Consider the following 14,380-nt stretch of genomic DNA (forward strand, 5'->3'; position numbering starts at 1 on the left):
GCACCCGGGGCTCAGCCCTCCCGCGACGCGCGCACGCGCCGCCGGACGAGGACCGTGCCGAGGCCCGTCGCGGCCAGCGCGAGCGCGAGCAGGGCCGCGAGCGGCGCCGGGCCGGTCACCGCCAGCGCGCCGGACGCGCCCGGCGCGCCCGTGCCGGCCGTGCCGGAGCCGGCCGTGCCGTCGGTACCGCCGGTGCCGCCGTCCGTGCCGCCGTCCGTGCCGCCCGGCGTGCCGGGCTCGGTCGGGACGTCCGGGTCGCGGTCCTGCGCGAGCAGCCACTGCAGCGTCGCCGGGTCCTCGAGGGTCGGCGCCGCCGCGAGGTGGAAGTCCGGCAGCCCGAACGCGTCGTCGCCGTACTCGGTCCACCGCACGAGCTCCGCGACCCGCGCGGCGTCGAGCCCGCGGTCCTCGTACGCCGCGACGAGCGCCTCGTAGGACGCACGGGCGCGCGCGACGGGCAGCAGGTGGTCGTTCGTGCCGTGCGTGATCCACATCGGCACCTCCCCCGCCGCGATGCGCGCGAACTCGTCCTCGTCGCCCGGGAACCCGCCGGTCAGCAGGCCGCCCGCGAACAGGTCGGGCCGCTCCGAGAACATCTCCCACATGAGCTGCGACCCGTACGACACGGACGTCGCGTAGACCCGGTCGCGGTCGACCGCGTGCTGCGCGAGGAACGCCTCGACGAGCTCGACGGTCTGCGCGCCCTCGATGGCCTTGCCGAGCCGCTCGTTCTGCGGCGCGAGCACGATCACGCCCTCGTCCGTCCCGGTCCAGGACTCCTGGTTCCAGGCGACCGCGAGCATGTCGGACGCGAGCTGCACGCCGACGTTCTGGCCGTCGTAGCCCATGCCGTGGCCCGGCAGCGCGACGACGAGCGGGTACGTGCGCGACGGGTCGTAGCCGTCGGGCAGGCGGTACGCGTACCGCACGTCGCCCGTGCTGGACGCGAACGTGTCGAGCACGAACCGGTCGACCTCGCGGTCGAGCGGGTCGCCCGTCAGCCGGTGCGCGCGGGTCGGGTCGGCCGCGGCGACGAGCGCACCGTCGGTGCCGGTCACGTCGCCGAGCTGCGTGACCTGCGTGAGCTGGTCGGGGTTGACGCGCACCGAGCACAGGAACGTCGGGCAGCGCGACACGATGACCGTCCAGCCGCCCACCGGGGAGTCCACGAGGTCGAGGACGACGAAGCGCCCCGGGGCCTCGGGCCGGTCGTCGGTCAGCAGCCGCGCGGGGTCGTCGGTCGTCCAGACCGACGCGACCGCGCGGTCCACGAGGTCCGGCAGCGTCTCGATGCCCGCGAACCGGAAGTTGTACCCCGAGTCCTCGACGCGGAAGTCCGCGGGCGTCAGGCCCGACGCGTCGACGTCGGCGCCGTACTCGAGCACGACCTGCGTCACCTGCTGGCCGAACGAGCCGACCTCGGTGACCGCGGTGACGCCCAGCACGGGGCTCGGCGCGGGCGCGCGGCGCTGCGCGAGCACCCACTGCAGGATCGCCGGGTCGGAGTACGTCGGCATCGTGGCCGCGTGGTGGTCCGGGACGACGAACGCGTCGTCCGCGTACTCGACGTGCCGCACGGTGTCCGCGGCGGTCGCCTCGTCCATGCCCGCGGCCACGTACGCGGCGCGCAGCAGGTCCCGGCTCGTGGTCGAGAACGTCGGCGGCAGCACCGGGTCGCTCGTGCCGTGCGTGAGGTAGACGGGCACGGGCTGCGCGGCGATCGCCGCGGCCTGCTCCTCGCTCACCGCGAACCCGGACACGATCAGCGCGGCGTCGAACAGCGTCGGGTCCTGCGCCATGGCCGCCCACGCGAGGGTCGAGCCCCACGAGAACGTCGCGGCGTAGACGCGGTCGGCGTCGACCGCGTGGTCGGCGACGAAGGACCGGACGAGCGCCGTCATGGCGTCGGCCTCGAGCGGGTTGCCGACGCGCTCGTTCTGCGGTGCGAGCACGATGACGTCTTCGTCGACGCCGGTCCACGCGGGCAGCCCCCACGCGGTGACCATGGCGTCCACGGCGAGGTTCACGCGCGGGTTCTCGCCGTCGTAGCCCGAGCCGTAGCCGTGCAGCGCGACCACCAGCGGGTACGTGCGCGCCGGGTCGTAGCCCGCCGGCAGGCGGTACGAGTACGGCAGCGCGTGGCCCTCGTGGTCGTAGACGTCGGACACGTAGCCGTCGACGACCGGGTCGACGGCCGGCGCGGTGACGCGCACGGGCGTCGGGTCGGCCGTGGTGAGCAGCGTGCCGTCGGCGGCGTGCAGGTCGGCGACCTGCGTGACCTGCGTGCGCAGGTCGGTGTTGATCTTCTCGAAGCACAGGCGCGGGCAGGTCGAGCGGATCACGGTGTTGCCACCGGGGTCCGTCGGGTCGAGCTCGAGGACGACGTAGCGCCCGGGCGTCGACGTGCCCGCAGGCAGCCGGCCGACGGCGTCGTTGGTGTAGGCGCGCGTGATCGTGCGCGGCGCGAGGTCGTCGAGCTCCTCGAGGCCCGCGCTGAAGCGGAAGTCGTACGTGCTGTCCTCGACCACGAACGCGGCGGGCGTGACGTCGGCCGGGTCGACGGCGGCCGCGTACTCGACGACGACCGCGGCGACCTTCTGGCCCGAGGCGTAGACCTCGGTGACGGGCGTGACGGACACGATGCCGTCGGGGGCGGGCTCGGGGGCGGCCGCGGCGGGTGCCGCGGTGGCGAGGGTCGCCGCCGCGAGCGCGGCGAGCGCCGCGAGCGCGGTGGTCCGCCGGCGGTGGTCAGGGGTGCGGCCCCGGCTGAGGGGTCTCCACATGCGATGTCTCCTTCGACACGGTGCGGCGCCCCCCGAGCAGCCCTCGTCGGCTGCTGCCTTCTCGGTCCACGTCGTTGCTAGACCGATTTAGCACCACGCTAGCCAGTGCGTCCGCTGAGGGTCAACTGTGAGCCGGGGCCTCGACGTCAGGCAGCCGCGCGCCGCGCACGCACGCGCAGCACCCACCAGATCGCGCCGCCGAGCGTCATCCCGAACCCGGCCGCCGAGAGCCCGATCACCACGAACACGCCCAGCACGGTCCCCACGACCGACCCGAAGAACGGCCCGAACGGCTTGTCCGCGGCGATCGCGACCCACGCGTCCGACGCGTCCGCGGGCGGCACCGCGACCGTGTACCGCCCCGACTCGGGCGCCGTGAACGCCCCGACCGTCGCGGCCACGCGCCCACCCGCACCGGTCTGCATGCTCACGCCCGGCGACCCGTCGGCCTCGACCACCGCACCCGACGGCGCCATGAGCAGCACGTCCTCCGCGAGCTCGGGGCGCTCGTCGTCACGCACCGCGTCACGCGGCACCACGAGGTACACCGCGTACCGCTCGCCCGCCGTGAGCACGACCTCCGTCGCACCGGGCGCGTCGGCCGACGCGAGCACCGCCGCCCCCGGCCGACCGTCGTTCGTCAGCACGTCCGAGCGCACCGCGCCGACGAACCCGCCGATCGTCGCCACGAACGCGACCAGCGCGCCCAGCAGCAGCACCACGCCCACGGCCGTGAGCCACACCGGCCCCGTCACCGACGTGCGCCGCGGGCGCGGCGGCGGTCCGGGCCAGGGGCCCGACGCCGGCTGGTCGGGGGCGGGGTACGGTCCGGGCGCGCTGCTCACCCGCCCGACGCTACCGCCGGTGCGTGCACCGCGGCGCGGTCCGACGGTCCCGACGGCGCCGCCGTCAGATCGACGCCACCCACAGCCCGTCGCGCGCCCGCGTCATCGCGACGTACAGCTCGCGCAGCCGGAACTCCCGCCGCTCGCGGTCCACGTCGTCCAGGCCGTCGGGCTTGTCGGTGAACCACGACGCGTACGGGTCCACGACCAGCACCTGCTTGAACTCCAGGCCCTTCGCGCGCTTCACCGTGCCGACCTTGACGCGGTTCACGGGCACGCCGTCGTACTGCTCGAGGTTGACCACCGGGACGCCCGCGCGCCGCAGCGCCTCGGTCGCGTCGTCGACGCCGCGCCGCGACAGCGACAGCACGCCCACGTCGCCGAAGCTCGTGCCGACCTCCGCGACGACCTCCTGCACGCGCTGCACCATGCGGCGCTGCCGGTCCGCCTCCCCCGCGCACCGCACGTACAGCGGCTTGGGGCCCGTGCGCGGCACCTGCGCGGGCCGGTCGCCGCGCGCCGTCGCGCCCTCGATGTCCGCGAACTCGTCGTCGCGCACCAGCATCGACGCGAACTGCAGGATCTCCCGCGTGTTGCGGTAGTTGACGTCGAGCACCGTGCCGCGACCCGCGACCGAGATGCCCGCCTCGGCGAGCGTGAACCCGCCCGGGTAGATGGTCTGCTGACCGTCGCCCACGAGCGTCAGCCCGTCGGTCGCGTCCCCCACCAGGCCGTGCAGCATGCGCAGCATCACGCACGTGAGGTCCTGCGCCTCGTCGACGACGACGGCCGTGTACCGCTCGGCGGGCGGGCGACGCCGCAGCTCGGCCTCCGCGAGCGCGATCTGGTCCGCGAAGTCGTGCACGCCGCGGTCGCGCAGCTCGGCGTCGTACGCCTCGTACAGCTGCCAGACGACGCGCCGCTGCTGCAGCCCGAGCCGGTGCCGGCGGCCCAGCCGCGGCAGGTCCGCGTACTGGTCCCAGCGGGTCAGCCCACGGCCCTTGATGACCGAGGCGACCTCCTCGTGCCAGTAGTCCTGCTCGTGGCGGTCGGTGTCGATGATCGACCCGCCCGCGACCTTGCCCCACGCCGCCGTCCACGCCGCCGCGATCTGCCTGCCGTCGATCCGCACGCGCACGCCCGCCTCGTCGAGGATGCGCTTGGCGGTCTCGTGCACGCCCGCGAACTCGACGCGGTCGACCACGTCGGGCGCCAGCCGCGTGAGCATCTGCCGCAGCACGTCGGGCAGCGTCCGGATGTACGTCGTCACCAGGACCTTGCCCTCGCGGGTGCGCGCCAGGTACGCGGCGCGGTGCAGCCCGACGACCGTCTTGCCGGTGCCCGCGGCGCCGCGGATCCGCGCCGGCCCGTTGTACGAGCGGCGCACGACCTTCGCCTGCGCGGGGTGCAGGAACGTCATCCACTCCTCGACGGGCGCCGCGAGCAGCCCCTGCAGCAGGGTGCGGCGGGCCTCCTCGTCGTCGTGCAGCGGCGCCACCCCCGCGGGGCCGCGCGGCGCGGGCACCTCGAAGGGCTCGCCCGCCGCGTCGTCGGGCACGAGCGCGGGGACGACGACGGGCGCGGCGTCCGGCACGCGCGGCGCCGGGAGCACCGGCTCGGGCAGCGTCGTGCTGACGGGGGCGGGCGCACCGACCTGCCCGAACCAGTCGAGGCACCGCGCGAGCACGCGGTCGACCTGCGCGGGTGCGAGCCGCGCACCGCGGCGCGCGACGAGGCCGAGCACGTCGCGCTCGCCGACGACCCGCACGGGCCCGACGCGCTCGTCGACGCCCTGCCGCCCCGCCAGCACCGCGACGGCGTGCACCTCCCCCGGCGCCAGCCCGATCTCGGCCAGCTCGCCCTCGGTGCGGTACGCGAGGTCCGCGAGCGCCATGAGGTCCTCGGTGACGTCCTCCTGCCCGCGCAGGATCCGGTCGCGGTCGATCGTGACGTCCGCCCACGCCTTGGTGTCGACGACGAACACACCGCCGGGGCCGACGACGACCATGTCGACCTGCGCGCGGCGGCTGCCCGGCCAGCGCCGGTCGGCGAGCAGGTGGTGGCCCGCGGCCGCGAGCGGCGCCAGGGCACGCGCGGTGCGCTGCTCGGTCGCGGACGCGACGCCGTAGCGCGACGCGGTCGCGCGCGCCTCGACGGCGGCCTTCTCGTGGGCGGCGGCGAGGGCGAGCTGACGCTGCGCCTCGAGCGCCGCGGAGTCCCCTGCGGGCATGGGTCGGTGTCCTCCGGTGTCACCCGACCTATCGGCCGGCCGCGGGCCGACCATGAGCGCCCGACCGGGCGACGTGCACCACGTCAGCGGGGCGGGCGGCCGTCCGGCTCGGGCGGCTCGGGCGCCGTGGGCAGCGCGGTCCCGGGGGGTGCGACGACCTCGGGCACGCCCGGGCGGGGCCGGTCGCCGAGCTGCGGGACGACGCCCAGCGCGGGCACGAGCAGCAGCGCGGGGACGAAGAACGCGGGCCCGAGGCCGAGGAGCTCCGAGAGCAGGCCGATCACGACGGCACCCACGAGCGCGCCCGCGTAGTTGAACAGGTTGATGCGCGCGACGACCTCGTCGAGCCGGTCCGGCGCGAGCTCGCCGGCCGCGGAGAACGCGAGCGGCACGAGCGTGCCGGCGCCGACCCCCGCGAGCGCGAACCCCGCGACGGCGGCGACGGGGCTCGGCACGAGCGCCACCACGGCGAGCCCGACGGCGGCCACGACGACGGTCGGCATCGCGACCCGCTCGCGCCCGAACCTGCGGACCAGGGGGTCGCCCGCGAGCCGCGTCACGAGCACCGCGCCCTGGTAGGCGGCGTACCCGAGCGGTGCCACCGACGGCGGGGCGTCGAGCCAGTCGTGCAGGTACACGGTGCTCCAGCTCGAGACCGCCGAGTCGACCACGAACGCGACGGCGACCATCGCGCCGAACAGCCAGATGCCGGCGCGCGGCAGCGGCGCACGCGACGGTGCGCCGCTGCCGGACGCGCCTCGGTCCGACGCGCCGCGGTCGGGCGCGACGCGCCCGGCGGTGGTGCGGACCCCCGCGTCGGTGGTCAGCAGCGCGGGGCGCGCGACCAGCGCGACGGCAGCGGCGACGGCGGCGGCGACGAGCAGCGCGACGACCGCACCCGTCGTCGTGCCGAGGCGCGCGAACCCGGACTGCGCGAGCGCCGCCGCGATGGCAGCCGCGGTGAGGCACGCGAACAGGGTCGACATGAGCGGGCGCCCCACGCGCTGCTGGAGCGCGACGCCCTGCATGTTCCCGGACGCGTCGACCATGCCCAGGCCGAGCGCGAACACCACGAACGCGCCGACCAGCGGCGGCACGGACGTCGCGGTGGTGACGAGGGCGAGGCCCGCGGCCTGCGCGAGGAGCCCCACGACGACGGCCGCACGCGACGAGCGGCCGCGCGCGATGCGCTCGGCGGTCACCGACCCGGCCGCGGCGAGCAGCGCGCCGAGCAGCAGCACGATCGCGATGGCGCCGTCGTCGATGCCCGTGCGCGCCTTGAGCCCCGGCAGCGCGGTCACCACCGTCGCGTACCCGAAGCCCTGCGCGACGTACGTCGCCGCCACCGCCACGCGCGTACGCGTGCTCGTCCCGTGCGTCATGCGTGTGCCCCTCGTCGCGCGTGCTCGACGGCGTGCCCCCTACGGCGTGCCGAGGGCGACCCTACGTCCGCGAGGTGCCCCGCGGGCAGCCCTCGAGCCAACTCCGCCGACCCGCCCGACGGGCGGGACAGGGTCCCGCGTCACACCCGAACCGCTCAGGTCCGGCGGCGCGACGGCCGACGTAGAGGGCATGGGTTCGTCGAGGACCGGCGGCGAGCCGGCGCTGCGTGCCGCGCACGCGCAGGTGGCGCGGATCGTGGGCGCCGTGCCGTCGCGCGTCCGCGACGCCGCACCGGCGCCCACCGGCACCTCCCCGACGACCGGCGCGTTCCCCACGACCGCGACGCCCACGGCCGCGCTGCGCGCGCTCGAGCCGTACGGCTGGGCGGCGCTGCACGGCGTGCACCACCCGGGCCGCCCGCTGGGGTCGATCGAGCACGTGGTCGTCGGGCCCGGCGGTGTCGTGGTGGTGGACGTGCGGAGCTGGCCGGGCCGCCTGCACCTGCACGACGGCGCGCTGCGGCACGACGGCGAGCCGGTGGCCCTCGACCTCGAGCGCGCGCTCGCCGCGGCGGCCGCGGTGACGGCGCTGCTCGCACCCCAGCACCGCTCGGCGGTGCGTGCGGTGGTCTGCGCGCCCGACCGTCACGTGGGGCCGGTCGTCGACGCGTGCGGCGCGACCGTCGTCGGCGTCGACGACCTCGCGGCGCACCTGCGGGCGCTGCCGCCGCGCCTGACGCCCGCCGAGATGGCGGGGCTCCACCAGCTGCTGGACCTGCACCTCGGCGGTGAGCGCTGCCCCGACCAGCTGACGACGTCCGTGCTCGGCACCGACCGGCGGCGGCGTGCGGTGCGCGTGCGGACCGCCGACCACTCGGCGCAGTCGTCGGTGCTGCCGTCGGCTGCGGGGCGCGCCCCGCAGCGACGGACGAGGTCGGCCGCCACGACCCGCGCGGTCGCACGCGCGGCCGCGGTGTGGTGCCTGCCGCTGGCCGTGGCGGTCGCCGTCGCGGTGCGGGTGGGTGCGCTGTGACAGGCCGCCCGCCCCGCGGCGGAACCCCGACCCGCTGACCCGCCACCCTGCCGCGCACGCGCCGGACCGCCCGACGCCCCGGCGCCCGCGTGCGCGGGTGCCGGGGTGCTCGGGTGCGTGGGTGCCGGGGTGCCCGGGTGCGTGGCCTTCCGGCCGCTCAGCAGCCGGAACGCCGCACGGGGTCGCCGGGACCGGGGCCGCCGGGGCGGGTGCGACGGGCGGAGCCGCGGGGCCCGTCAGGAACGGACGCGGTCACGCACCCGGCCGGACCGGTCGCCGCGGCGCCGCACGAGGCGGCGCGGGCGCGGCACGACCGTGTCGACGACGGCCGACCCCTCGTGCGGGCCCTCGAGCGCGATCGGCTCGGGGGTCGCCACGACGTCGGACATCGGCCCGATCGGTGCGAGCGCGAGCCGGCGGTGCCACCGCACGTACACGGGCACGAGCACGACCACGGCGCCGATCCACGCGAGCGGGTTGCCCCACACGACGCCGTCGAACCCGTACGCCGCACCGAGCACGACGGCCGCGCCGACACGCATGACGAGCTCGATCACGCCGGTGACCGTGGGCACGAACGTGTGGCCGAGGCCCTGCAGGGCGCCGCGCAGCACGAACAGCACGCCGAGCACGGTGTAGAGCGCGCCCGTGACGTGCAGGAAGTGCGCCGCCATCGTCACGACGCGGTCGGCGCCGTCGCCCACGAACAGCTGGACGAGGTGGCTGCCGGCGGTGATGAGCACGGCACCGAGCACGACCGACGCGACGACCGACATCCACGTGGCCTGCACGACGCCGGTGCGGATGCGGTCGGGCCGCCCGCCGCCGAGGTTCTGCGCGACGAACATCGACACCGCGAGGCCGAGCGAGGACAGCAGCGCGACGGCGAGGCCGTCGACGCGCGCGGCCGTGGTGTACGCGGCGACCGCGTCCGGCCCGAGCTCGTTGAGCCGCACCTGCACGGCGAGCGTGCCGATCGCGATGATCGAGGCCTGGAAGCCCATGGGCAGGCCGAGGCGCAGGTGCTGCGCGAGGTCGTCGCGCGTGACGCGCCAGTCCTCGCGGCGCACGTGCAGCACGGGCACGCGGCGCCACACGTAGAGCAGGCACAGCGCGACGGACGTGCCCTGCGAGACCACCGTCGCGAGCGCCGCGCCGCCGACCCCCGTGCCGAGCCCGGCGACGAGACCGACGACCAGGCCGATGTTGAGCACGCAGCTGATCGTGAGGAAGACGAGCGGCGTGCGGGAGTCGCCGATGGCACGCACGATCGCCGACAGGAAGTTGAAGGACATCATCGTGCTGGCGCCCAGGAAGCTCACGACCGCGAACGTCGTGGCCTGCGGCAGCAGGCTCTCGGGGGTGCGCAGCAGGCGCAGCGCGGGCTCGGCCAGCAGCGGTGCGGCGACGGTCAGCACGAGCGACACGACGGCGGTGAGCACGGCGCCGGACGCGACCGAGCGGCGCACGGCGGCGTGGTCGCCGGCTCCGAACGCCTGCGCGGTGGGGATCGCGAAGCCCGAGGTCATGCCCCAGGCGAACCCGAGGAGCAGGAACAGCAGGCTGCCGGTCGCGCCGACGGCGGCGAGCGCGTCGACGCCGAGCGTGCGGCCGACGACGATCGCGTCGGCGACCTGGTACATCTGCTGGACGACGTTGCCGACGAGGAGCGGGACGGCGAAGAGGGCGATGACGCGCCAGGGGCTGCCGGCGGTCAGGACCTTGGACATGACGGGACTACTTCCGCGCTGGTGGGGACAGGACCGGTCGCCGTCGAGGGCGGCCGTGGAGGGGCGCGGTGGTCGGTCGTGCCGGTCGCGTCAGCACCTCATCGTATCGATACGATCCCGCGTGGCCAGGGGTTAGACGGGCGACGCGGCACCCGTCCGGGCGTGGTCCCCGGCGGCAGGGCAAGCCCGCGCCACGTGCGCACCAACCGCACCCCCGCCACGCGACGTGCGCACGCCCGGAACGCCCCGAGGCAGCGCTCCCACGGGCCTCCCGACCGCTGACGACCCGGTCCCGGCCCGCCCTCGGCTTGACCGACGTGATCTGCGTCGCGATGCGCACCGCGCAACGCGACAGCCACCCGACGGGCGCGGTCGGGCGTGCACCGTCCGCGCTCGGCGTCAGGCGAGCACGACCCCGCCCTCGGGCGTGATCGCGTCGGCGTCGGCGTCGTCGAACCACCGCCCGCGCTCGCCCAGGTACCGGAACCTGACCGTCGTGCCGGTCGGCACCGTCACCGACACGCTGGCGGTGCCGTTGGACCGCCGCCGCAGCGGGTGCGCGCCGGGCGTCCAGTCGTTGAACGTCCCGACCACGCTCACGGGCCCGTCGAGCTCGGCGGCCGGGAGCGCGAACGTCAGCGTGGAGGTGGCGGTACGGGCGGAGCGGGACTTCTTCAGCACGGGCGGGACCACTTTCCCTCGGGCGGCTCGGGCGGCGACGCGGCGCTGCGCACGCGTGCAGCGTCCCGCACGCGTGTGACCGGCACCGCCCCCGCACGTGACCACCGTGTGACGCCCACCCGTCCGCGCCGACCCGACACCCCCGCCGACACCGACACCGCAGGCGCGGGCGGTGCCCGGGTGGGTGGGGCCAGCGGTGCGTGGGCAGGCGGGGACGGCTGGGACGACCCGTGCGGGGCGAGGGGTCAGCGACCGGCGTCGCGGTCGGCCATGCGGGCCAGCATCGCGTTGTACTCGTCGAGCTCGGCGTCCCCGTCGCGGTCGACCTTGCGGTCCCGGCGGCGGGCGGTGCGCTCGTCGTCGCGGGTCCACTGCACGGCGACGACGATCGCGAGCACGACCGTGGGGATCTCGCCGATCCCCCACGCGACCGACCCGCCGATCTGCTGGTCGGCGAGCGCGGACGGCCCCCAGGGGCGCCCCATGAGCCCGAACCAGTCGGCGACCAGCAGCGACTCGCCGCTCACGAGCGCGACGCCGAAGAACGCGTGGAACGCCATGGTCGCGAACAGCAGCAGCAGGCGCAGCGGGTACGGCGGGCGCGTCGGGCCGGGGTCGACGCCCGCGAGCGCGTTGACGAACAGGTACCCGGTGACCGAGAAGTGCACGATCATCGCGAGGTGGCCGACGTGGTCGCGCAGCGCCCACCCGAACAGCCCCGAGTAGTAGAAGAGCACCATCGAGCCGGCGAAGTTCACGGCTGCGACGAGCGGGTTCGCCAGGAACCGGCCCCAGCGGGAGTGCACGAGCGTGAGGATCCACTCGCGCGGGCCGCGCGAGTCGTCGCCGCGCAGCGTGGCCGCGCGCGACGGCAGGGCCCGCAGCGCGAGCGTCACGGGTGCCGACAGCGCGACGAACAGCGGGATCACCATGACGAGCACCATGTGCTGGATCATGTGCGCGCTGAACAGCACGTGACCGTAGACGGCGGGCCCGCCCGACGTGGTCCACGCGAACAGCAGCATGCCGAGCACCCACGACGCGGTGCGCAGCCACGGCCACGCGTCGCCGCGGCGGCCCAGGCGCACGACCCAGCGCAGGTAGACGACGAGGCCCGCGACGGCGGCCGCGGCGGCGAGCACGTCCCACCGCCACAGCGTGAGCCAGTGCAGCCCGCTCGGCGCGGGCGGCAGCGGGTTGCCGGTGAGCTGGTAGGCGGGCGACGGGTCGGGGGGCGGCGCGTCGGGCACGGGCGGCGCGGTGGAGCCGAGCGCGACGGCGACGCCCGACACGGCGCCCATGACGGCGATCTCGACGAGCACGAGCCGCCAGAACAGCGCCGTGCCGGTGCGCCCGGGGGCCGGGTCCGCGCCGCCCGCGAGGCGCGGCACGGTGATCCTGCGGTGCAGCAGCCCGAGCAGCCCGAGCAGCGCGGTGAGCGCGACCTTGACGACGAGCAGCACGCCGTACGGGCTCGTGAGGTCGTCGAGGCCCTCGAGCCGCACGACGCTGTTGAGGACCCCGGACACCGCGACCGCGGCGAGGCACCAGCCGGCGATGACGGAGTACCGGCCGACGGCGGCGGACGTGTCGGCGCCGAGCCGCCGCACGAGGATCGCGAGCGCCACGAGCGCGCCGATCCACACGGCGGCGCCCACCAGGTGCAGCACCATCGCCGACACGGCGAGGTCGTGGCTGACGGCGCCGGCGGCGTGCCCGGTCTGCGCGAGCTGCCACAGCGCGACGAGCGACAGCGCGGCGGTCCACGCCGCCCCGGTCGGGGTCGCGACGACGAGCGCGAGCGCGGTCACGACGGCCGCGATGGTCGTGACGGACAGCAGCGTGCGGCCCAGGTCGAGCTGCGTGACGAACAGCGCGATCTCGTCGCCGAACGAGGGCGCGGTCGGCTGCGTGCCCGCGACCTGCGCGTACGCGAGCACCACGTGCAGGATCGACAGCACGGTCCACACGCCGGCGGCGACGGCCGCGAGCACGAGGCTCCGCGGGTACGCGTCGCCGACCGCGACGGCGGCACCGCCGCGCGGTGCGCGGGCCGCGTCGGCGCGCCGCGGCAGCACGCACACCGCGAGCACGAGCGCACCGACCGTGACGGATGCCGCGAGCTCGCCGAGCGTCTCGACGACCGGCAGCCCCCACCGCACGAGCGGCCCGGGGTCGCGCAGGACGACCGCGGCCGCCGCACCCGTGAACGTGAGTCCCACGAGCACCGCGACGACCGCGGTCGCGGTCAGCGCGCCCAGCGCGCCGTACCTCACGACCGTCGGCTGCGCGTCCACCGGGTCAGCGTAGGCGCGTGCGGGCGCGGGGGCGGCGGCCACGGGGTCGTCAGGCGCCGGCGCCGGGCCCGGTGCCGGTCGTGCCGTCCCGCTGCGTGCGGCCGCGCGCGACGAACGCGACGACCGCGCCACCGCCCACGACGACCACCGCGAGCAGCACCCAGACCCAGGCGGGGACGCCGCCGTCGTCGTCGACGGGCGCGGAGATCGGCGTCGCCTCGACCGTGGGCTCGGCGGTGTCCTGCGTCGTCATGGTCGGCTCGGGCGAGGCCTCGTCGGTGACGTCGGGCGTCGGCTGGGCGTCGGGCGTGGGCTCGGCGGGCGCGGCGGGCGCACCGGCGGCGTCGGTCGCGGTGAAGGAGAAGGCGCCGATGATGGGGTGGCCGTCGGCGGAGGTCACGCGCCACATCACGGAGTACGCGCCGGCGGGCCGCTCGGCCGCGAGCGGCTGCACGACCGACGTGTCGACGAGCTGCGCGGGCCCCTCGGACACGATCGTGCCGTCGGCCGCGGTCACGACGATCTCGGTGCCCAGCTCGAGCGCCGCCTGGTCGAACGTCAGCGTGATCGCGTCGGGGGCCGTCGCGACGGTCGAGCCGTCGGCGGGGTCGGACGAGCGCAGCGCGTTGTGCGCGGCCGCCGGGCCGGCGGTGGCCAGCGCGAGCAGCCCGGTCACGACGAGCGCGAGGGCGACACGTGCGCGGCGCAGGGGCGCGGCGGGGACGAGACGGACGGTGGACGGCGTGTGCGGACGCATGACCTTCCCGGGGTCGGTGGGGGTGGCGCGGACGTCCGCCGGTGCGGCGTCCGGGTCCATCATGACGTGACGACCCGGGCCCGGTCCCCGCCGTGGGGGTGTGACGCGCGTCCCGCGTGCAGCAGCAGCGCGCCCGCGAGCAGCGCGGTGGCCGTGCCCGCCGCGAGCCGCAGCGCGAGCGCACGGCCCGGCACGGGTTCGGCGCCGCCCGCCTCGGGACCGGCCGCGGCGCCGTCCGCGCGCCCGTCGGGACCCGCTGCGGCGTCGGCCTCGCGCCCGTCGAGTACCGCGGTGCCCGCACGCTGCCCCTCGCGTGCCGAGGGCGCGCCGGCGACCTCCCCCGCGACGACGTCGTCGGGCGCGGCGGCGACGGCCTCGGCGACGTGGTGCGGCGCGTGCTCGTCGGCGGGGTCGGCGCCCGCGGCGGCGAGCGTCGTGGCGTCCAGGCCCGCGGCGGCGAGCGCGGCCAGGTCGTACCCCGCGTCGCGGACGGCCGCGAGGTCGACGCCGGCCGCGGCGAGCGCCGTCAGGTCGACGGCCGCGACGGACTGCGCCCACGTGCGCGGCTCGTCCGGGGCGGCGGGCGCGGCGGCGGGCGGCGGGACGGGCGCCGCGCCGTGGTGCGCGGCGTGACCGGCAGGG

9 protein-coding genes and 1 pseudogene are annotated in these 14,380 nt (G+C 76.7%); 1 reads left to right on the forward strand and 9 read right to left on the reverse strand.

The genetic code is table 11. The annotated features are described in order from the left end of the window. Positions 1-11: 11 nt before the first annotated feature. The 4 genes from CS2_RS02355 to CS2_RS02370 form a co-directional block, all read right to left on the reverse strand. The gene (locus CS2_RS02355; RefSeq protein ID WP_070318729.1) at positions 12-2,783 is read right to left on the reverse strand and encodes a PHB depolymerase family esterase; all 2,772 of its coding nucleotides are present in this window, start codon (positions 2,781-2,783) and stop codon (positions 12-14) included. 146 nt (positions 2,784-2,929) lie between these two features. Further along, the gene (locus CS2_RS02360; RefSeq protein WP_046529520.1) at positions 2,930-3,628 is read right to left on the reverse strand and encodes a hypothetical protein; all 699 of its coding nucleotides are present in this window, start codon (positions 3,626-3,628) and stop codon (positions 2,930-2,932) included. Positions 3,629-3,692: 64 nt separating this feature from the next. After that, the gene (locus tag CS2_RS02365; protein ID WP_156441958.1) at positions 3,693-5,858 is read right to left on the reverse strand and encodes a UvrD-helicase domain-containing protein; all 2,166 of its coding nucleotides are present in this window, start codon (positions 5,856-5,858) and stop codon (positions 3,693-3,695) included. Positions 5,859-5,941: 83 nt separating this feature from the next. Next, positions 5,942-7,240, reverse strand: coding sequence for an MFS transporter (locus tag CS2_RS02370; RefSeq protein WP_070318731.1), 1,299 nt, complete (start codon positions 7,238-7,240; stop codon positions 5,942-5,944). Between the two features lie 190 nt (positions 7,241-7,430). On the opposite strand from CS2_RS02370, the gene CS2_RS02375 reads away from it, so the two are divergent. Further along, positions 7,431-8,273, forward strand: coding sequence for an NERD domain-containing protein (locus CS2_RS02375; protein WP_070318732.1), 843 nt, complete (start codon positions 7,431-7,433; stop codon positions 8,271-8,273). A 236-nt stretch (positions 8,274-8,509) separates the two neighbouring features. Here CS2_RS02375 and CS2_RS02380 read toward each other — a convergent pair whose 3' ends face one another. From CS2_RS02380 to CS2_RS18980, 5 genes and pseudogenes are all read right to left on the reverse strand, one after another. Then, on the reverse strand, positions 8,510-10,003 hold the full coding sequence (locus CS2_RS02380) for an MATE family efflux transporter (RefSeq protein ID WP_046529523.1): 1,494 nt from the start codon (positions 10,001-10,003) through the stop codon (positions 8,510-8,512). Positions 10,004-10,402: 399 nt separating this feature from the next. Continuing rightward, on the reverse strand, positions 10,403-10,684 hold the full coding sequence (locus tag CS2_RS02385; protein WP_046530925.1) for an isoamylase early set domain-containing protein: 282 nt from the start codon (positions 10,682-10,684) through the stop codon (positions 10,403-10,405). Positions 10,685-10,929: 245 nt separating this feature from the next. Further along, a complete protein-coding gene (locus CS2_RS02390; RefSeq protein ID WP_070318743.1) occupies positions 10,930-12,981 on the reverse strand; it encodes a bifunctional copper resistance protein CopD/cytochrome c oxidase assembly protein in 2,052 nt (683 codons plus the stop codon). A gap of 49 nt (positions 12,982-13,030) precedes the next feature. Further along, positions 13,031-13,801 carry a copper resistance CopC family protein gene (locus CS2_RS02395; RefSeq protein WP_082739681.1) on the reverse strand — a complete coding sequence of 257 codons (771 nt, stop codon included), beginning with the start codon at positions 13,799-13,801 and terminating at the stop codon, positions 13,031-13,033. After that, positions 13,798-14,380: pseudogene (locus tag CS2_RS18980) on the reverse strand (hypothetical protein); the annotation flags it as partial. The gene CS2_RS02395 and the pseudogene CS2_RS18980, both read right to left, overlap by 4 nt.

The organism is Cellulomonas iranensis NBRC 101100 = JCM 18110, assembly GCF_001552375.1.
Taxonomy (GTDB): Bacteria; Actinomycetota; Actinomycetes; order Actinomycetales; family Cellulomonadaceae; genus Cellulomonas; species Cellulomonas iranensis.

What these genes read in the sequence shown, in the direction of transcription:
- CS2_RS02355 (WP_070318729.1), bottom strand. Translation starts at nt 2,783, where the DNA reads ATGTGGAGACCCCTCAGCCGGGGCCGCACCCCTGACCACCGCCGGCGG.
- CS2_RS02365 (WP_156441958.1), bottom strand. Translation starts at nt 5,858, where the DNA reads ATGCCCGCAGGGGACTCCGCGGCGCTCGAGGCGCAGCGTCAGCTCGCC.
- CS2_RS02370 (WP_070318731.1), bottom strand. Translation starts at nt 7,240, where the DNA reads ATGACGCACGGGACGAGCACGCGTACGCGCGTGGCGGTGGCGGCGACG.
- CS2_RS02375 (WP_070318732.1), top strand. Translation starts at nt 7,431, where the DNA reads ATGGGTTCGTCGAGGACCGGCGGCGAGCCGGCGCTGCGTGCCGCGCAC.
- CS2_RS02380 (WP_046529523.1), bottom strand. Translation starts at nt 10,003, where the DNA reads ATGTCCAAGGTCCTGACCGCCGGCAGCCCCTGGCGCGTCATCGCCCTC.
- CS2_RS02395 (WP_082739681.1), bottom strand. Translation starts at nt 13,801, where the DNA reads ATGATGGACCCGGACGCCGCACCGGCGGACGTCCGCGCCACCCCCACC.